This window comes from Meridianimaribacter sp. CL38 (assembly GCF_004328055.1).
Taxonomy (GTDB): Bacteria; Bacteroidota; Bacteroidia; order Flavobacteriales; family Flavobacteriaceae; genus Gaetbulibacter_B; species Gaetbulibacter_B jejuensis.
Window position 1 is genome coordinate 856,628 of sequence record NZ_QKWS01000001.1, and the last position, 17,894, is coordinate 874,521.

Below are 17,894 nucleotides of genomic sequence, written 5' to 3' on the forward strand. Positions count from 1 at the left end.
TTTTTAAAACAACTTTAACTGTCCGTCTTTATACTGCTCATGCAGTTCAGTATTCAACTTTGGCATTGCCTTGTCTTTAAAGTATTTTTTACGCGCTAATCGCACTAGCATATTTATTTGTTCAGCAATTTTACCTTCTCCTCGCATGCGTGTCCCATAACGCGAATCGTTAAGATTACCACCATGACAACTTTCAATTTGGTGCAATACTTTATCTGCTCTGTCTGGTAGTGTTTTTTTAATCCAATCGGTAAAAATCTCACCAATAGCACCATTTAATCGTACAATAGTATGCGCTATAGATAATGCTCCAGCGTCAGACACTGCTTTTGCCAATGGTAAAATTTCATGACTATTTATGGACGGAATTATAGGTGCCATCATCACATTTACAGGAATGTTGTTTTGCGATAACACTTTTACTGTTTCTAACCGCTTTTTTATTGTTGCTGTTCGTGGTTCTAAAACGCGTCTTGTAGTTTCAGACAATGAGGTAATGGATATATTAACGTTGATAAGATTATCTTTTGCCAAGGCTTTTAAAAGCTCCAAATCTCTTAATATTAATGCGTTTTTAGTAATGATTGCCACAGGATGCTTGTATTTTAAAAACACCTCTAAACACTGCTTTGTAAGTTCAAACTCTTTTTCAGCTGGTTGGTAGCAATCCGTATTACCAGACATAACAATAGGATGCGCTTTCCAGCTTTTCTTTTTTAGTAGTGCTTCTAGAAGTTTAGGAGCATCTTTTTTCACCAAAATGCGACGTTCAAAATCCAATCCTGCACTATAACCCCAAAACTCATGACTGTTTCTGGCATAGCAATAAATACAACCATGTTCACAACCTTGATACATGTTCATGGAATACGCCATACCAACATCTGGACTCTCAACTTTATTAACGATGGTTTTAGGAAATACAGGTAAATAAAGTGTTTTGTTTTTATCGGCTTCTTCGCCTTCTTTAGCACAATATTCTAAAAAATCGTCTCGTATTTCATGACTGAGTTCAAAGAATTTATTGTGCACGTTTAGTTGCGCACCACGTCCTTTTATGGTAGGTTTTGGGTTCATAACCGTAAAGTATAAAGTGAGTACTTAAAAAAGTGGTGACTTAAAATTAGGAATTAATTGCCCTTAAAACTGTTAAAACCAAAATGGGTTATTAACAAACGTGAAAAAGAGCATTAAATCACTTATACTCTTGAATTTAAAAAATAAATAGTCGAAATTCGTAGGGAATGGATAAGAGAACGTGGGCTTACCTAAGATTTGTAATGCCTTTAAAAGAAACTAAGTGAATAGAAAAGCAATATTGAAATCTATATGCGGAATACTTGCGTTGATTATAGTTCTGAGCATATTAGTATACTTTTTTATGCCAAATTTTCAATTCAGAACTTTTGAAATGAATAGAACGTTCAGTATGGTTTTCGGATTAATTTCAGCCATACTCTGTATACTACTATTTATTTTAATAAAAAATACTGAAAACAGAAAAACACATAGTATTTTGAGTTTTATAAATATACTTGGACTTATTGCTTCATTTTTGACATTATTTGTGTTTTATAATAATATCGATCCTGATGTGCAGTTTAGAGATTCAGAAATTCTATTTATAAATAGACAGAATCCGAATGAAAAGATTATTCGTCAATCTTACGTGAATTGGAAAACTAATGAAAAAGAATTTATTAATAATCATGTTAAGGATATTGGAATCTTTAGAGTTTACAAATCATACGGAATAGACACTCTTAACTTGGATAAAAAATGGAAATAAAGTACGTTTCCAAAAATATTTGCCCATAACCCTTAACCAAAGACCATTTTACCCAATTAAATAGTATGAAATACATAATCTACTTTTTCGCTTTTCTTCTTTTCTTCTCTTGTAATACTAAGAAACAGGAAAAATTATCTGAAACAAAAGCTAATTTTAAATCATCAATACCTGAATCTATTGATTCAACCGCAAATAACGAAGTATCCACAAAAAAGTTTTTTACGCTTGATTTTGAGAAAACTAAAGAAAAGGTAGACGCTACTGTTATGATATTTTTCAAAGAAATTGCTCTTGGAAATATTAGTCCTGAATGGACTATTAATAACAAAGGGTATTATCAAGTAGATATGTCAAGCTATTTTAAAAAGTTAGACTCCCTAAATATTTTTGATTCTAGCTTTTATGAAGATGAATCTATCAGAATGAAACCTTGCATTGATGATCTTGAAAAAATGAAAGTAAAAAAGGACGATAACTACGATGGTATTTGGGAACCTGAAAGTTGTTTTGCCGATTACATGTATTGGCTTAATGCTCAAGAAGAACCTGAATCTTATGAGATTACCAAAGGAAAAATTGATAATGACACAATAAAAATAGAAGTTAAATATGTGAGCATTTATGGAGCAAAAACCACATATTGGGATAATGTCCTACTCAATATAGAACTAATTGAAAAGCGTAATAGACTGTTAATCTCTAAAGCCTCCATAGTAAATTTAAATAAGTAACAAGTACTAGAATGTGCCTCAACCTTTAACCAAAAACTATTGTATATTTATCAATAACCACTGGTTGTGAGTAATGCTCAAAACGATTACGGACAAAAATAAATGACAAAAAAACGAATTGATACAACTCTGCATTATATTCAATATATAGGCGCAAGAATTGCTCTTATTGGTGGAATAGGATTTCTGATTTATAGCATCTGGATTAAAGAAATCGGAGCAATTATTTTTTGTTGTTTATTTGTGATTTATACGCTGATTCTAATGAAAAGGGTTTTTGACAAACCAAATGAAATTGAATTTGACGACAGTTATATTTATTTGAAAAATGGAATTGAGCGGATTGAATTAGATAAAATTATTGAAATAAAAAATAATCGGATTATTTACAAATCAGGCGGAATTGAATCAAAATTAAAACTACCAAATTTTCATTTTATGGATAAAAAATGTGTTGAATTAAAGGAATTAATAAAAAAGAAAAAGTACTAAAACACAAAAATGTGGATAGCTCATTCTAAACTACTTCCCAGGGAAATCAGCTTTACGCTTTTCTAAAAATGCGGTAGTTCCTTCGGTAAAATCTTCGGTTCCAAAGCAGTTACCAAATTCTTCAATTTCAATAGCAAAACCATCAACACCATCTTTAAAATTGGCATTTACGGCTTTAATAGCTTTACTAATTGCCACAGAGGAGTTTCGCATAATTTTACCTGCAATTTTTTCAGCTAATGGCAATAAGTCGTCTTGTGTAGTGACATGGTTTACCAAACCATAGTTTAAGGCTGTTTGCGCATCAATCATACCAGCAGTCACTACCAACTCCATAGCACGACCTTTACCTATAAGTTGCGGTAAACGTTGCGTACCACCATAACCAGGAATAACACCAAGAGAGGTTTCTGGTAAGCCCATTTTTGCATTGTCGCTCGCTACTCTAAAATGACAAGCCATTGCCAACTCTAGTCCACCACCAAGTGCAAAACCGTTAACTGCGGCAATAACAGGAGTGGATAGGTTTTCAACAAAATCGAACAATAATTCTTGTCCTTTTTGTGCCAATTTGCTTCCGTTTTCAACATCAAAATGCGCAAACTCACTAATATCTGCTCCTGCAACAAATGCCTTTTCACCACTTCCTGTAACAATAATAACTTTAACTGCTTTGTCTTTATCAGCAGTATCAAAAGCCTCGTGAAGCTCTTGTATGGTTGCTTTGTTTAAAGCGTTGAGTTTGCTAGGTCTGTTTATGGTTATTTGTGCAATACTGTTATTGACTTGAAAAAGAATATTTTGGAAATCCATGGTTATTGTTTTGGAAAAGACACTTTAAAAGTAGTGCCTTTATTTTTTTGTGTTGTAAAGGTAATATTTCCTTTATAAGTTTCCACAATGTTTTTTACCATTGCTAATCCAAGACCCATTCCGCTTGACTTAGTCGTGAATTTTGGTTCAAAGATTTTCTCTTTATTTTCTTCGGAAATACCTACACCATTATCAGATATTGTGATAAGCACTTGGTCTTCAACCTCTGAAACATTCACCACAATTTTTTTATCTTCTTGCTCTTCAGGAATGGCTTGTGTGCCATTTTTTACAAGGTTAGTAATAACTCTTATAAGTTGGGTTCTATCAAATTTAGCTTTAATAACTTCTTTATCATAACTAAAATGAATGTACTCTTCACTAAAAATATCCAATGCTAGCTTAGTAATTTCAACCACATTAAGTACTTCATTTTTTTGAGCTGGCATTTTAGCAAAGTTTGAAAACGCCGAAGCTATAGAACTCATGGTATCAATTTGCTGAATAAGTGTTTTGCTGTACTCATTCACTTTTTTATCGATATCAGGATCGTTGGCATCAAACTTACGTTGAAAACTTTGTACGCTCAGTCGCATTGGTGTTAGCGGATTTTTAATTTCGTGAGCTACCTGTTTTGCCATTTCTCTCCAAGCTTGTTCACGCTCGCTAGTGGCTAGTTTTACTGCACTTTCTTCGAGTTCGTCAATCATACTATTGTACGATTTTACAAGCGTTTCAATTTCTTCGCTAGAGGACGCTATTTCAATTTTCTTGTTTCGCTTTTCCAGTCGTGTTTCATTCATTTTATCACTTATGGTTTTAAGTGATTTTGTAATGTATTTTGACAGCAAATACGCCAATCCAATAGCAATAAGCAACATAACCAAATACGCATACGACAAACGCTCTAAAAACTCTCTAAGCTCTTTGTTTAAGAAATCGTCATCTTCAAGATAAGGTAAATTCAATATAGCTAAAGGCTTGAACTTAGTGTCTGTAATGTACGAGTACGACGATTGATAATTCTTTCCGTTTTCAACACGTTTAATTACATATCTATGTTCGGCAGTATTAGAAATAGCATTCAGTATTTCAACATCAATGCATTTAGTTATGGTATCGTTTTTTGAAAAACTTTCTTTAGAGCTTTTTAGTATAGTTCCATCTAAATCATAAAGGTTAATTTGCAATTTATGAATGGTTGCAATCTCATGGATTTTTTCCTTAAATATCAACGGAATATTCTCAGTATTTACAGGATAAGTAGTTTCCTTTATAGTAAAGTCAATACTACTTTTTATGTTTTCTTCTTTACGCTCTAGTCGTTCTTTGTGATAGTCTTGAGCTTCTTCATTATACTGATAAATGGTAACAATAGCTATTAAAATAGAAGCCAATAATACCAATAGTATCATGGCTATAAAAATTCTAAATCGTAAGGAGAGTTTTTTTAGTTTCATGTAATAGCTTGTGAAGCTAAAGATAACAATAATCGCACCAAACCACCTAAGGTGTTTTAAAAAACAGAAAAATGCATTTAAGGCCTCTTATTTTTTTCTCTAATGCGCTTGTACATTTTAAATCCTAGCATTAAAAGTATTGCTAAAACCACCAAACCTATAACACCAAAAACCCATGAAATAGCGTTTTTTAAAATGACTAAAAACACCACAGCAAAAAGGATAAATGTTGCTCCTTCATTCCATAATCGCATAAAGTTAGAGGTCTTCCTTATATCGTCTTGCTGCAACTGTTTGTAAAACACATGCGTTTTATAATGATAGATAAAGAGTAACACTACAAATGTGAGTTTTACATGCATCCATGGTTGTTGTAACCAACTTGGTATGAGTATAAGCAACCAAACCGCAAAAATGGTAGCTAAAATAGCTGAAGGCCATGTAATGATAGTCCATAATCGTTTGGTCATTAACTTGAGTTGTTCAGAAAGAATTTCCTTTTCAGGAGATGGTTTTTGAGACGCTTCAATATGATACACAAACAACCTAGGAATGTAAAACAAACCTGCAAACCAAGTGACCACAAAAATGAGGTGTAATGCCTTTATGTAATTATAATATTCCATTAATCTTCAACAAATAGATAATTTAATTGTTTTTCGTTAAACGCTGTATTAAAAGCCCTGATTTCAGTATTTATTAATTGATTAAACGCATCTAATTGTACATTGATTTTTTTAGTCAATTCATTTTTTACAGCTACATCCTGATCAGTTGGTGCAAAATCTCCCATACCAACTAAGGCATTAAGGTGTCCCAGCTTATTTGTTAGTCTTATTGGGAAGTTTAAAGGGTCTTGTCCACTTCTATTTTGAGTTTGATATAATGCTTCTTCAATTTTAGTAAAGTCTTCTTTTAGTTTTTTGGCAGCTTCTAGCAACTCTTTTAAATCGTCATTCCCTTTATATTGCGTTTCAAAGGCTGTGAGCTGTTCTTTTATGTTTCTTATTTTTTTAATGGACTTATGTGCTTTGTCCATAGTTTTATTCACATCAGTAATAAAATCAAACTGTTTTTGCATATCTGCCTGAGAACTTTCAGCTCTTGGGTCAGCAACAATATTGAATGTTTGGGAAGTAACATTGCTGTTTACATTTAAGCTTACCTTATAAGTTCCTGGTATTGCTCTTGGACCATCAAGACTTGCCCACCATAAAATCATATCATCTAGTTTTTCGACTCCATCGTATGTCATGTCCCAAACAAACTGGTTCATTCCTTCTTTAACTTCTAATGTATTTTTCTTTTTGTTTTTAGTAGAAAACGAATTGATAGTATCTCCTTTTTGATTGAAAAACGTCAAAGACACCTCATCGTTTTCTTTATCATATTTGTTTAAATCAAAATAGGTCATTACTCCATTAGGATGATTGGTTCCTGCTGTTTTACTTCCTGTTCTATAACCAGCACTCATCCTGTAGGTGTCTTTTGGTTTGAATAATTTATTTCCTTCGGAAGAAGAACCATACAGTTGATGTAATACTGTTAAATCATCAATAATCCAAAGGCTTCGTCCTTGAGTTGCAACAATTAAATTATTATCTTTAATCGTCAAATCTGTAATAGGAACAATAGGAAGATTTAACTGAAATGGTTGCCAGTTTTTTCCATCATTAAACGAAATATACATTCCTGTTTCTGTTCCTGCATACAGCAATCCTTTTTGTTTTGGGTCTTCTCTAAGAACTCTGGTAAAATGTTCTGAATTAATTCCATCAGTGATTTTTTTCCAAGTTTTTCCGTAATCGGTTGTTTTATACAAATAAGGTGTGAAATCTCCTGTTTTATACTTTGTACCTGCAACATAACATGTACCAGCATCAAAAGCACTTGGTTCAATACTGTTAATCATCATCCATTCAGGCATTCCCTTAGGTGTAACATTTTCCCAGCTTTTTCCTCCATCTTTGGTAACATGAATTAATCCATCATCACTACCAACCCAAAGTAAACCTTCGGTAATTGGAGATTCTTGAGCAGCAAAAATGGTACAGTAATATTCTACCGAAGTATTATCTTGAGTAATAGGTCCTCCTGAAGATTTTAATTTTTCAGGATCATTTCGTGTTAAGTCAGGACTTATAATATCCCAAGATTGCCCTTCATTTTCAGTAACATGAACATGTTGAGAAAACGTGTATAGTCGGTTAGGATTATGCTTAGAAAACAGTATTGGAAAATTCCATTGAAAACGATATTTCATACCTTCAGCTCCATGTCCCATTGGGTTATCAGGCCATACGTTTATAGCTCTTACAGTACCTGTTTTGTGATTTAATCGTGTTAAAAATCCGTCATAACTTCCACCATAAACTATGTCGTTATCTTCTGGGTCTACTGCAATATGAGCCGATTCTCCACCAGCAGTTGACTCCCAATCATCTTCAGTAATATATCGTCCATCTGTTCTATGCGAAATTCTTACTGTAGAATTGTCTTGTTGTGCTGCATAAATACGATACGGAAAATGGTTATCGGTTGTAACACGATAAAATTGTGATGTTGGCTGGTTGTGATAGGTGCTCCAGGTTTCTCCACCATCATAAGTTACCTGAGCTCCTCCATCGTCTCCAATAATCATTCTATTTGGATCTTCAGGTGCTATCCATAAATCATGATGGTCTCCATGTGGTGCATTATGCGAACTAAACGTTTTACCTCCATCAGTACTTTTATGGTATCTTACGTTTAGCACATATACCACATCTACGTCTTTGGTATCGGCATAAACTCTAGTATAATACCACGCTCTTTGTCGCAAGTTTCTATCACTATTAACTTTAGTCCAAGTTTCTCCTCCATTATCACTTCTATACAAACCACCTTGATCTTTATTTTCAACCATAGCCCAAATACGTTGATTGTTTATTGGCGATACTGACACTCCTATAATACCTAAAGTACCTTCGGCAAAGCCTTTATTGATTGATATTTCTGTCCAGGTTTCACCTCTATCAGTACTTTTCCAAAGCGCAGATCCTTCTCCACCTGAACTTAAGCTGTAAGGTGTTCGTTGTACATTCCATGTGGAAGCATATAAAATTCTAGGATTGGTTGGGTCAATCAATAAGTCGACAACTCCTGCTTGGTTGTTAGCAAATAAGGTTTTTTTCCATGTTGCTCCACCATCTGTACTTTTATAAACACCTCTTTCTTGGGTTGGTTTATAGATGTTACCCAACACACCTGCATAAACGATATTATGGTTTGTTGGATCTACTGCAATTCTTGGTATATGACGAGACGTTTTTAATCCTGAAGATGTCCATGTTTTTCCTGCATCAACACTTTTCCAAATACCATATCCTGAAGATACATTACCACGAACGGTTTTTTCTCCTCCACCAACATATATCACGTTTGGGTCACTTTTAGATACTGTAATGGCTCCTATACTTCCACCAAAAAAACCATCGGAAATATTTTCCCAGCTTCGTCCTCCATCTTTTGTTTTCCAAATTCCTCCTCCTGTTGCTCCAAAGTAATATAGATTAGGTTGGTTTGGCACACCTGTTACTGCTGCACTTCTTCCTCCTCTAAAAGGACCGATTAAACGATACTCTAAAGCAGAAAAATCAGATTGTTCAAAATCTTGAGCATTAAAATTTAAGGTTGTAAAAATTAGACATAGCGAAAACAGAAAAGAGCGTTTCATTTTGGTTGGTTTTAATATCAATGTGGACTAAAAATAATAATTAAATACGGTTAATTAGATTCTGACACCAATTTTAACTTGACTTCACGATGTAAAAAGTAGGCTGTAACCAAGGTAGATAACACATCAGCAATTGGAAATGACATCCACACACCTAATTCTCCATAAAACTCTGGTAAAATAAATATCAAAGGAATAAAGAAAAAGCCTTGTCGTGTTAAGGTTAATAATAATGCTGGAGTCGCTTTTCCTATAGCTTGAAAATACGCTGCTCCTATCAACTGTACTGCAATTATTGGTGTTGCAGCAAATACCCAACGCATTGCACTAGGTGTTTGCTTAATAACTTCAGCATCGTGCGTAAATAATCTTGTAATAAACTCAGGAAACACCATAAGCAACACAAAAACCATTGTTGCTAAAATTACAGCATATTTAATAGCTGTATTAATGGTTTCTCTAACTCTACTATAAGCTAATGCACCATAATTATAGCCTGCAATAGGTAAAAATCCTTGTGTAATACCATACACAGGAAAAAGCGCAAACATGAGCATTCTACCAACTATAGCATAGGCTGTTACCGAAGTTTCTCCTCCTAAATTGAATAATATGTTATTCATAAATAAGTAAGTAATACTCACCACAGCTTGTCTTGCTAAAGTGACAAATCCAAGCGAACCAATTTCTGAAATTATACTTTTTTGCAACCTAAAATGTGATAGGTTTATTTTTAATTCGGAGTGTTTAGAAAAGAAAAACCAAATAATAAATCCTAAACATAAAACATAAGATCCAGTAGTAGCCCAAGCAGCTCCTTGCATGCCAAAATCTAAAACATTAATAAATACATAGTCTAGAATAAGGTTTCCAACTGAAGGAATCATCATTGCATACATGGCAAATTTAGGTTTACCTTCTGCTCTTATGACAGTGTTTCCCATCATGCTCAGTGCTAAAAATGGCACTCCATATAGCACAATTGTGTAGTAAATTTTAGCAGGTTCAAAAATAGCTCCTTTACCTCCAAAAGCAGGAATAATACTATCTACATAAGCTAATCCAAAAACTGCTAAAGTTGAAGTAAATAAAAGCGTTAAGGTTATTTGGTTACCAAAGGTTTTTAAGGCTTTTTCTCTATTATCAGCTCCTAACGCTCTTGATATTATTGAAGAACCTCCTACTCCAATACTCATTCCTAGAGCTGCAATAAAAAATGATACAGGCAATACTACATTAATGGCAGCAATAGCAATAGAGCCAATCCAGTTTCCTACAAATATGGTATCTACTAAAATATTTAAAGACATTACCAATATACCTATTGATGCTGGTACAGCTTGTCTAATCAATAGCTTACCTATAGGTTGCGTCCCTAAATCTGTAGCTTTTATTTTAGCCATTCATTGCTTTAGTTTTTACTTACCCAAGTATTAATCCATTTAGCCAATAGCTCAACAAACTCTTTATCATCGTTTAAACAAGGAATTGTAGTAAATTCTTCGCCTCCCATTTCATGAAAAATCTCTTCGCCTTCCATAGCAATTTCTTCAAGAGTTTCTAGACAATCACTAACAAAGGCAGGTGTAACAATAGCCATATTTTTAGTGCCTTGTTTTCCCATTCTTTCAATAGTTCGGTCAGTATAAGGTTGCAACCATGGGTCAAATCCTAATCTCGATTGAAACGATGTAGAGTAAGTACCTTCTTTAAGCTGTAATTTTTCAGCAACTAATCGTGTAACTTCCAAGCATTGATGTCTGTAACAAAACTCATGCGCTTTTGATGGTGTAACACAACAGCTTCCATCAATTTTACAATGTGATTTTGTAACATCCCTTTTTCTAATATGACGTTCAGGAACACCATGATAAGAAAACAATATGTGTTCAGGATTTTTATCTTTTAAATGAAATTGAATAGAGTTTGAAAGTACCTCAATATAATCTGGCTTATTATAAAATGCAGGAACAGATTCAATCTTTAAATTTGGAAAAAATTCCTTTTGAAGTTCATCAACCAAAACCGTAATTGTTTCGGTAGTTGCCATTGCAAACTGAGGATACAAAGGAAATAGTAACACCTCATCAACACCTTTATCTACCAACTCTTGTAATCCTTTTTTTATAGTCATACTTCCATAACGCATTGCTAATGCAATAGGAATATCAGTATGCTGTTGAATTCCTTTTTGTAAACGTTCAGAAATTACAATAAGTGGAGAACCTTCTTCCCACCAAATCTTTTTGTAAGCAGCTGCCGATGCCTTTGGTCTTGTTTTTAAAATAATTCCTTTTACTAAAGCTGCTCTTGCAGGATAAGGAATATCAATAACACGTTCGTCCATTAAAAACTCACCCAAATACTTTTTTACATCTTTTGGGTTTGGACTATCAGGAGAACCTAGATTTACAAGTAAAACGCCTTTCATAAATCAATTTTAATTATTTAGCAATTGTGTTCTAACGGTTTCTGGAACAATTTTGTCCACTAACATTTTAAGTGCATCGTCATTGCCTAAAAACTTCCATCCTTGATATTGAGGATCCTTAATCGCATACATTGTTGCACTCATTTTTATAATTAACGACATCGTGTCTAAATCATCAGTAACATTATCTTCACCAAATTGGGTTTGCATGGTGGATTTCATAAACATTAAAAATCCTTTTTTGTCTTCTTGGGTTTGGTTGTCTTCTGTTAAGAAGGTCATTTTCATTTTACTATCATAAAAAACGGCTGCGTATGCAATATCATCCACTTCCATTTTATCTGAAATTTTAGTAATATCATTAGCCAAAAATTCAATACGCATATCCTTTGCGTTAAACATTTGTTCCATACCTAATTTCATTTGAGCTCTTGGAGCCATATCAAATATTTTTGGATACATGTAGTCTAAAACACCATCAAAATTTTGAGTTGTCATATTGTTGAAATACACATTGACTTCTTTGGTGATTACCTCTTTATGAGATTGAGAAAATGTTGAAAAAGATATAAGGTAAAAAAGGGCAAGCGTTAAAAAGTGCTTCATTATTAAATTTGTTTTTAGCAAAAATACGACAGTATTATTCAAGTTTTAGGTTAATGACATTAAATACTTTTTTGGAGTTGTTCCATACTTTTTCTTGAAAGCTGAAATAAAATGGCTTGCAGTACTGTACCCAACTTTAAGTCCTACTTCGTTAACATTATTGTTTCCAGACTCTAGTAATTTTCTAGCAACTTCCATTTTATAATCAAACAAAAAACTAAAAACTGAATCGCCATAAATTTCTTTAAAACCTTCTTTTAGTTTCTTTAAGCTAAGTTGAATTTCATCAGCTAACTCTTGCAGTGTTGGAGGCTCTGTCATACGAGCAATAATGATATCTTTAGCTTTTCTAATTTTTATCACATTGGTTTCATCTACCAAAAATGGACATTGTTCAATATTTGCATCTTCACTTCTATTGAAATACAAACTTAAAAGTTCATAAGCTTTCCCTTTAAAGTAAAGATTTTTGATTGACTTATTAAGGTTGTAATGAATAAGTTGAGTTAACACAACAGCCATTGATGGTGTAATTTTTCCATCTTTATAATATTTTTTATCCTTGTTATCATCACTTAAAAACGTAATATAATCGGCTTCTTGAGAAAACAAGCTATGGAATTTTTTAATAGAAATTAAAACCGAAACCAACCAACTATCAGGATTACTTTTAAGGTGAATAGGCAAATCGCGTTGAGGATTGTAAAGCAACAACGAATTTTCATCTTTAATCTCTAAGGTGTAATTTCCGTTGTTAAAAATAAAATTACTTGAGCCTTTTAAACAAAAGTGAAATTGTATAAAACTACTATCTATTTCTCGCTCAAGTGTTTCAACCTCATCATTATTGTTTTGATAAGTAAGCACATAAAAATCTTTATCAATTTCAACTTCGTTAAAAGACCCTTTAGCGATATTTTTTATGGTATTAAAACTTGAATTCATTTTAATATTATTTAGATTGATTCTAAACTAAAAGCTTTAAAAGCACTGTTAATTCTACAAAAATATGACAATTATCACATTTTATTAAAAAACTACGTTAAAAAACCACAAGCGATACTTATTGTTCTTTGAGCGTTATTTTTTTGTCGATGATACTTATATTTTTGTTTTCATATTTTTCCAAATAGATTTAATGGAATACAATAATAAATCAAAGACGACCTACTTTTATGCTATTGGCTTAAGCTACAAAAAGGCTGATGCTGAAATTAGAGGACATTTTAGCTTAGACGAACAAGGTAAGCAAGCCTTGTATCAACAAGCTAAAATCAATGGAGTTGAAAGCTTAATAGTTATTTCTACATGTAACAGAACCGAAATTTACGGTTTTGCTGAACATCCATACCAATTAATAAAATTGCTTTGCGACAACACAAAAGGTACTGTTGAAGAGTTTCAAAACGTTGCCTATATCTACAAAAATACCGAAGCTATTTCTCATATTTTTAGAGTAGGTTGTGGACTGGACAGTCAAATTCTTGGTGATTTTGAAATTATAAGCCAATTAAAAGTTAGCGCAAAATCTGCTAAAAAAGAAGGGTTGCTTAACGCCTATTTAGAGCGTTTGGTAAATGCAGTAATACAAGCCAGTAAACGTATTAAGACCGAAACTGATATTTCTTCAGGAGCAACATCGGTTTCTTTTGCTTCAGTTCAATATATTTTGAATAATGTAAGTGATATTTCAAACAAAAATATATTGCTTTTTGGAACAGGAAAAATAGGTAGAAACACTTGCGAAAACCTTATTAAACACACCAAAAACGAACACATTACATTAATTAACCGAACAAAAACCAAAGCCGAAGAAGTTGCTGGAAAGTTTAATGTGTTGGTTAAAGATTATGCTAATCTTCAAGAAGAAATAAACGCATCTGACATATTAATTGTAGCAACAGGAGCACAAAACCCAACGGTTGACAAACACTTAATACAAAGCAAAAAACCTTTGTTAGTTTTAGATTTATCTATCCCAAAAAATGTTGACAGTAATGTAAAAGACTTGAGCAATATTACATTAATACACCTCGACGATTTATCTCAAATTACTGACGAAACGCTTGAAAAACGTAAAGGTCAAGTTCCTTATGCCGAAACCATTATAGAAGAGATTAAAATTGAATTCAATAATTGGCTAGAAACAAGAAAATTTGCACCAACCATAAAAGCATTAAAACACAAGCTCAACGATTTTAAAATTGCTGAACTAGATTCGCAACGTAAAAAATTAGTCGATTTTAATGAAGCACAAGCTGAACTCATCAGCAACAATATTATTCAAAAAATAACCAATCATTTTGCACATCATTTAAAAGATGATGGCATTTCTACCATTGAAAGCCTTGAATTAATTAAAAAAGTATTTCAGTTAGAAGAACCTTCAAAAAACCATGTCTAAACTCATTAGAATTGGAACTCGCGATAGTGAACTTGCACTCTGGCAAGCCAAAACTGTACAACAACAACTAGAACAATTAGGACACAAAACTGTACTTGTACCTGTAAAGTCAACTGGCGACTTAGTGCTTGACAAACCATTGTATGAGCTAGGAATCACTGGTGTTTTCACTAAAACATTGGACATTGCTATGCTTAATGGAGATATTGACATTGCTGTTCATTCTCTAAAAGATGTACCAACAATTTTACCTAATGGTATTGTACAAGCTGCTGTTTTAAAACGTGGTAATACTAAAGACCTTTTGGTATTTAAAAACAATGAAGAGTTTTTATCACAAAGAGAAGGTGTTATCGCAACAGGAAGTTTACGCAGGAGAGCGCAATGGCTTAACCGCTATCCAACTCACAACGTTGTAGATTTAAGAGGAAATGTAAATTTAAGACTTCAAAAACTTGAAAACAACGATTGGAATGGAGCCATTTTTGCTGCTGCAGGATTAGGACGATTAGGGATAAGACCTGAAACTTCAATCAATCTAGACTGGATGATTCCAGCTCCAGCACAAGGTGCGATAATGGTAGTTGCATTAGACGATGACGAAGAAACTAAAACCATTTGCCAACAAATAAACCACGAAGATACTGAAATATGCACCACTATTGAACGTCAGTTTTTAAGACTACTAGAAGGTGGTTGCTCTGCTCCAATTGGCGCATTAGCAGTTATCAAAAATGAAGAAGTTCATTTTAAAGGTGTATTGTTAAGTCCTGACGGAAGCAAAAAAATTGAAGTTTCACGTTCAGAAAAATTAGGCAACCATCATGACATTGCACAATATGCAAGCGATTATATTATTGAGCGTGGTGGCAAACGTCTTATGGACGATATTAAACATTCAGGCAAACCTACAAACATCTATTCTACCAAGTCTTTAACCGAAGACCAACGTTTTCTGTTTAATGAAAATTTAGTGGTCGAAAGTAACGATGCCATTAAAATTAGCTTGAATAGAATTCCGCCTACTGTTTTAAAATCACCAATAGAAAACGTGATTATCACTAGTAAAAATGCAGTAGAAGCTATTTTAACCAATTGTCCAGCTGAAGAATTAAAATTTAAAAACATTTATTGTGTTGGTCGTCGTACCAAGCGATTAATAGAGCAAAGAATAGGAAAAGTTACCCATTCTGAAAAGAATGCTAAAGCTTTAGCTGAATATATGGTTGAATTTATGGATGGCACTGAAGCTACATTTTTTTGTAGTGACATAAGACTTGATGATTTACCAAATATTTTAAACGAGCACCAAATAAAACTTAACGAAGTTGAAGCCTACCAAACAAAATACGATGCTTTAAAAGTTGATAATGCTATTGAAAGTGTCATGTTTTATAGCCCTTCAACAGTAGAGAGTTTTATACAGCAAAACAACGCTGAAGTTGTTGCGTTTTGCATTGGAGAAACCACAGCTAAAGAAGCACAAAAGCATTTTAAAGATGTTCGTGTTGCAAAAGTGCCAACTGTTGAAAGCGTTATTGAATTGGTGAATGAGTATTTCCTGCGAAAGCAGAAATCTTAAAACATAAAGTTACAATTAAACTAAATTCCTGACAATCCAGGAATAACATAAATATGGAAAACAACATTAATAAGATACCTTCTTCCGAAGGTATTCGCAACGATTTATTCTTAAGAGCATTAAAAGGAGAAACTGTTAACCGTCCTCCTGTATGGATGATGCGTCAAGCAGGACGTTATCTTCCTGAATTTATGGAAATAAAAGCTAAGTACGATTTCTTTACACGTTGCCAAACACCTGAGTTAGCAAGTGAAATTACCGTACAACCAATCCGAAGGTATGCTATGGACGCTGCAATTTTGTTTTCAGATATTTTGGTTATTCCTCAAGCTATGAACATTGAGGTACAAATGAAACCTAATTTTGGTCCGTATTTACCTAATCCGGTTCGCTCTCAAAAAGATGTCGATAATGTTATTGTTCCTGACGTAACCATTGCATTAGATTATGTTTACCAAGCTATAAAAGCCACCAAAGAAAAGTTAAACAATGAGATTCCTTTAATAGGTTTTGCGGGTTCTCCTTGGACCATTTTATGTTATTGTGTACAAGGTCAAGGCAGCAAAAATTTTGATAAAGCTAAAGAGTTTTGTTTTACCAATCCTATTGCTGCGCATCAATTACTTCAAAAAATTACCGACACTACTATTGCTTACTTAAAAGAAAAGGTAAAAGCAGGTTGTAATGCAGTTCAAGTATTTGATTCTTGGGGAGGCATGCTGTCTCCTGTAGATTATCAAGAATTTTCATGGCAATATATTCAGCAAATTATTGATGCATTAAAAGACGATGCTCCTGTTATTGCCTTCGGAAAAGGTTGTTGGTTTGCGCTTAATGAAATGTCAAAATCTGGTGCTTCGGCTTTAGGAGTAGACTGGACATGTTCCGCTAAAAATGCACGCTACCTAACAGGTGGAAATATTACACTACAAGGAAATTTTGATCCTTCAAGATTATTGTCTCCTCCTGCTGAAATTAAAAAAATGGTGCAGCAAATGATAAATGAGTTTGGAAAGGATAAATATATCGTAAATTTAGGTCATGGTATACTACCAAACATTCCTTTAGATAATGCTAAAGCGTTTGTTGATGCAGTAAAAGAGTATCATGTTTAAAAACATAGCAAAAGGCATACAAGCATACTTTGGAGCTTTGGGTTTAATTTCAAAACTTAAGCTCTGGAAATATTTTGCTATTCCTATGGCTATTAGCTTATTTACTGCAATAGTTATAGGACTTTCTGCTTATGGGCTTTCTGATAATTTAGGGTTTTACATCTCAAAAATTTGGGTTTGGGATTGGGGAAAAGAAACTTTTACTACAATTAGTAATGTTATAGGTGGTCTTACTATTATTGTCTTAGGGCTTATTTTATACAAGCATATTATTATGGCATTGTCTGCGCCTTTTATGAGTCCTGTGTCTGAAAAAATTGAAGCTTACTTACTTAATATTGAGGAGCATTCTCATAGAAACACTTCGTTTAAGGAGCAACTGTGGAGAGGTATTAGAATTAACCTCAGAAACCTATGTATGGAGCTCTTACTTACCATTCCTATTCTTCTTATAAGTTTTATTCCTGTAATAGGGTTCTTGTCTAGTATTATATTGTTTTTAGTACAAGCCTACTATGCTGGATTTGGAAACATGGACTATACCTTAGAACGTCATTTTAAATATGCCGAAAGTTTACGTTTTGTTCGTAAAAATAGAGGTGTTGCCATAGGTAATGGTATTGTGTTTATGCTGTTTTTGTTAATTCCTGTTTTGGGAGTTATTTTGGTATTACCGTTTTCGGTTACAGCAGCTTCAAAAGAAACCGTTTCTATTTTAAAAGCCAATAATCATATTTCATCAAACGCTTAAAA

General features: G+C 33.3%; 16 protein-coding genes. 7 read left to right on the top strand and 9 right to left on the bottom strand.

Annotated features, from left to right (window positions below; translation table 11 throughout):
- Window positions 1–3: 3 nt before the first annotated feature.
- Entirely contained in the window at window positions 4–1,077 is a 1,074-nt protein-coding gene (locus DMZ43_RS03910; RefSeq protein WP_131506302.1) for a PA0069 family radical SAM protein, read from the bottom strand.
- A gap of 334 nt (window positions 1,078–1,411) precedes the next feature.
- On the opposite strand from DMZ43_RS03910, the gene DMZ43_RS03915 reads away from it, so the two are divergent.
- The 3 genes from DMZ43_RS03915 (at window position 1,412) to DMZ43_RS03925 (ending at window position 3,015) form a co-directional block, all read left to right on the top strand.
- Window positions 1,412–1,789 (top strand): hypothetical protein, encoded by a 378-nt coding sequence (locus DMZ43_RS03915; RefSeq protein ID WP_131506303.1) that lies wholly within the window; start codon window positions 1,412–1,414, stop codon window positions 1,787–1,789.
- A 65-nt stretch (window positions 1,790–1,854) separates the two neighbouring features.
- Window positions 1,855–2,523, top strand: coding sequence for a hypothetical protein (locus tag DMZ43_RS03920; RefSeq protein WP_131506304.1), 669 nt, complete (start codon window positions 1,855–1,857; stop codon window positions 2,521–2,523).
- 102 nt (window positions 2,524–2,625) lie between these two features.
- Window positions 2,626–3,015, top strand: coding sequence for a hypothetical protein (locus tag DMZ43_RS03925; RefSeq protein ID WP_131506305.1), 390 nt, complete (start codon window positions 2,626–2,628; stop codon window positions 3,013–3,015).
- Window positions 3,016–3,045: 30 nt separating this feature from the next.
- Here the strand turns inward: DMZ43_RS03925 and DMZ43_RS03930 are convergent, their stop codons facing one another.
- From DMZ43_RS03930 to DMZ43_RS03965, 8 genes are all read right to left on the bottom strand, one after another.
- Window positions 3,046–3,828, bottom strand: a complete 783-nt coding sequence (locus tag DMZ43_RS03930) for an enoyl-CoA hydratase/isomerase family protein (RefSeq protein WP_131506306.1) — start codon at window positions 3,826–3,828, stop codon at window positions 3,046–3,048.
- A 2-nt stretch (window positions 3,829–3,830) separates the two neighbouring features.
- Complete coding sequence (locus DMZ43_RS03935; RefSeq protein WP_131506307.1) at window positions 3,831–5,288, bottom strand: HAMP domain-containing sensor histidine kinase; 1,458 nt, start codon at window positions 5,286–5,288, stop codon at window positions 3,831–3,833.
- A gap of 77 nt (window positions 5,289–5,365) precedes the next feature.
- Window positions 5,366–5,914, bottom strand: a complete 549-nt coding sequence (locus DMZ43_RS03940; protein ID WP_131506308.1) for a CopD family protein — start codon at window positions 5,912–5,914, stop codon at window positions 5,366–5,368.
- The gene (locus DMZ43_RS03945) at window positions 5,914–9,003 is read right to left on the bottom strand and encodes a glycosyl hydrolase (RefSeq protein ID WP_131506309.1); all 3,090 of its coding nucleotides are present in this window, start codon (window positions 9,001–9,003) and stop codon (window positions 5,914–5,916) included. Before DMZ43_RS03945 ends, DMZ43_RS03940 begins: the two co-directional genes overlap by 1 nt.
- Before the next feature lie 50 nt (window positions 9,004–9,053).
- Window positions 9,054–10,406 carry an MATE family efflux transporter gene (locus DMZ43_RS03950; protein ID WP_131506310.1) on the bottom strand — a complete coding sequence of 451 codons (1,353 nt, stop codon included), beginning with the start codon at window positions 10,404–10,406 and terminating at the stop codon, window positions 9,054–9,056.
- Between the two features lie 8 nt (window positions 10,407–10,414).
- On the bottom strand, window positions 10,415–11,434 hold the full coding sequence (gene hemH / locus DMZ43_RS03955; protein ID WP_131506311.1) for a ferrochelatase: 1,020 nt from the start codon (window positions 11,432–11,434) through the stop codon (window positions 10,415–10,417).
- Between the two features lie 9 nt (window positions 11,435–11,443).
- Complete coding sequence (locus tag DMZ43_RS03960; protein WP_131506312.1) at window positions 11,444–12,040, bottom strand: hypothetical protein; 597 nt, start codon at window positions 12,038–12,040, stop codon at window positions 11,444–11,446.
- 45 nt (window positions 12,041–12,085) lie between these two features.
- Window positions 12,086–12,985 (bottom strand): helix-turn-helix transcriptional regulator, encoded by a 900-nt coding sequence (locus DMZ43_RS03965; protein ID WP_129759697.1) that lies wholly within the window; start codon window positions 12,983–12,985, stop codon window positions 12,086–12,088.
- 193 nt (window positions 12,986–13,178) lie between these two features.
- Here DMZ43_RS03965 and hemA point away from each other — a divergent pair, with 193 nt between their 5' ends.
- From hemA to DMZ43_RS03985, 4 genes are read left to right on the top strand one after another with little or no spacing between them, the layout of a single operon-like run.
- The gene (gene hemA / locus DMZ43_RS03970; protein ID WP_131506313.1) at window positions 13,179–14,444 is read left to right on the top strand and encodes a glutamyl-tRNA reductase; all 1,266 of its coding nucleotides are present in this window, start codon (window positions 13,179–13,181) and stop codon (window positions 14,442–14,444) included.
- Window positions 14,437–16,026 carry a hydroxymethylbilane synthase gene (hemC, locus tag DMZ43_RS03975; protein ID WP_131506314.1) on the top strand — a complete coding sequence of 530 codons (1,590 nt, stop codon included), beginning with the start codon at window positions 14,437–14,439 and terminating at the stop codon, window positions 16,024–16,026. Before hemA ends, hemC begins: the two co-directional genes overlap by 8 nt.
- A 53-nt stretch (window positions 16,027–16,079) precedes the next feature.
- Complete coding sequence (gene hemE, locus DMZ43_RS03980) at window positions 16,080–17,141, top strand: uroporphyrinogen decarboxylase (protein WP_131506315.1); 1,062 nt, start codon at window positions 16,080–16,082, stop codon at window positions 17,139–17,141.
- Window positions 17,134–17,892: an EI24 domain-containing protein gene (locus tag DMZ43_RS03985; RefSeq protein ID WP_131506316.1), complete on the top strand. Its 759-nt coding sequence runs from the start codon at window positions 17,134–17,136 to the stop codon at window positions 17,890–17,892. Before hemE ends, DMZ43_RS03985 begins: the two co-directional genes overlap by 8 nt.
- The last annotated feature ends 2 nt before the right edge of the window (window positions 17,893–17,894 follow it).

What these genes read in the sequence shown, in the direction of transcription:
- DMZ43_RS03935 (WP_131506307.1), bottom strand. Translation starts at nt 5,288, where the DNA reads ATGAAACTAAAAAAACTCTCCTTACGATTTAGAATTTTTATAGCCATG.
- DMZ43_RS03945 (WP_131506309.1), bottom strand. Translation starts at nt 9,003, where the DNA reads ATGAAACGCTCTTTTCTGTTTTCGCTATGTCTAATTTTTACAACCTTA.
- hemA (WP_131506313.1), top strand. Translation starts at nt 13,179, where the DNA reads ATGGAATACAATAATAAATCAAAGACGACCTACTTTTATGCTATTGGC.
- hemC (WP_131506314.1), top strand. Translation starts at nt 14,437, where the DNA reads ATGTCTAAACTCATTAGAATTGGAACTCGCGATAGTGAACTTGCACTC.
- DMZ43_RS03950 (WP_131506310.1), bottom strand. Translation starts at nt 10,406, where the DNA reads ATGGCTAAAATAAAAGCTACAGATTTAGGGACGCAACCTATAGGTAAG.
- DMZ43_RS03940 (WP_131506308.1), bottom strand. Translation starts at nt 5,914, where the DNA reads ATGGAATATTATAATTACATAAAGGCATTACACCTCATTTTTGTGGTC.
- DMZ43_RS03910 (WP_131506302.1), bottom strand. Translation starts at nt 1,077, where the DNA reads ATGAACCCAAAACCTACCATAAAAGGACGTGGTGCGCAACTAAACGTG.
- hemH (WP_131506311.1), bottom strand. Translation starts at nt 11,434, where the DNA reads ATGAAAGGCGTTTTACTTGTAAATCTAGGTTCTCCTGATAGTCCAAAC.
- DMZ43_RS03925 (WP_131506305.1), top strand. Translation starts at nt 2,626, where the DNA reads ATGACAAAAAAACGAATTGATACAACTCTGCATTATATTCAATATATA.
- DMZ43_RS03930 (WP_131506306.1), bottom strand. Translation starts at nt 3,828, where the DNA reads ATGGATTTCCAAAATATTCTTTTTCAAGTCAATAACAGTATTGCACAA.
- DMZ43_RS03915 (WP_131506303.1), top strand. Translation starts at nt 1,412, where the DNA reads ATGAATAGAACGTTCAGTATGGTTTTCGGATTAATTTCAGCCATACTC.
- DMZ43_RS03965 (WP_129759697.1), bottom strand. Translation starts at nt 12,985, where the DNA reads ATGAATTCAAGTTTTAATACCATAAAAAATATCGCTAAAGGGTCTTTT.
- DMZ43_RS03920 (WP_131506304.1), top strand. Translation starts at nt 1,855, where the DNA reads ATGAAATACATAATCTACTTTTTCGCTTTTCTTCTTTTCTTCTCTTGT.
- DMZ43_RS03960 (WP_131506312.1), bottom strand. Translation starts at nt 12,040, where the DNA reads ATGAAGCACTTTTTAACGCTTGCCCTTTTTTACCTTATATCTTTTTCA.
- hemE (WP_131506315.1), top strand. Translation starts at nt 16,080, where the DNA reads ATGGAAAACAACATTAATAAGATACCTTCTTCCGAAGGTATTCGCAAC.
- DMZ43_RS03985 (WP_131506316.1), top strand. Translation starts at nt 17,134, where the DNA reads ATGTTTAAAAACATAGCAAAAGGCATACAAGCATACTTTGGAGCTTTG.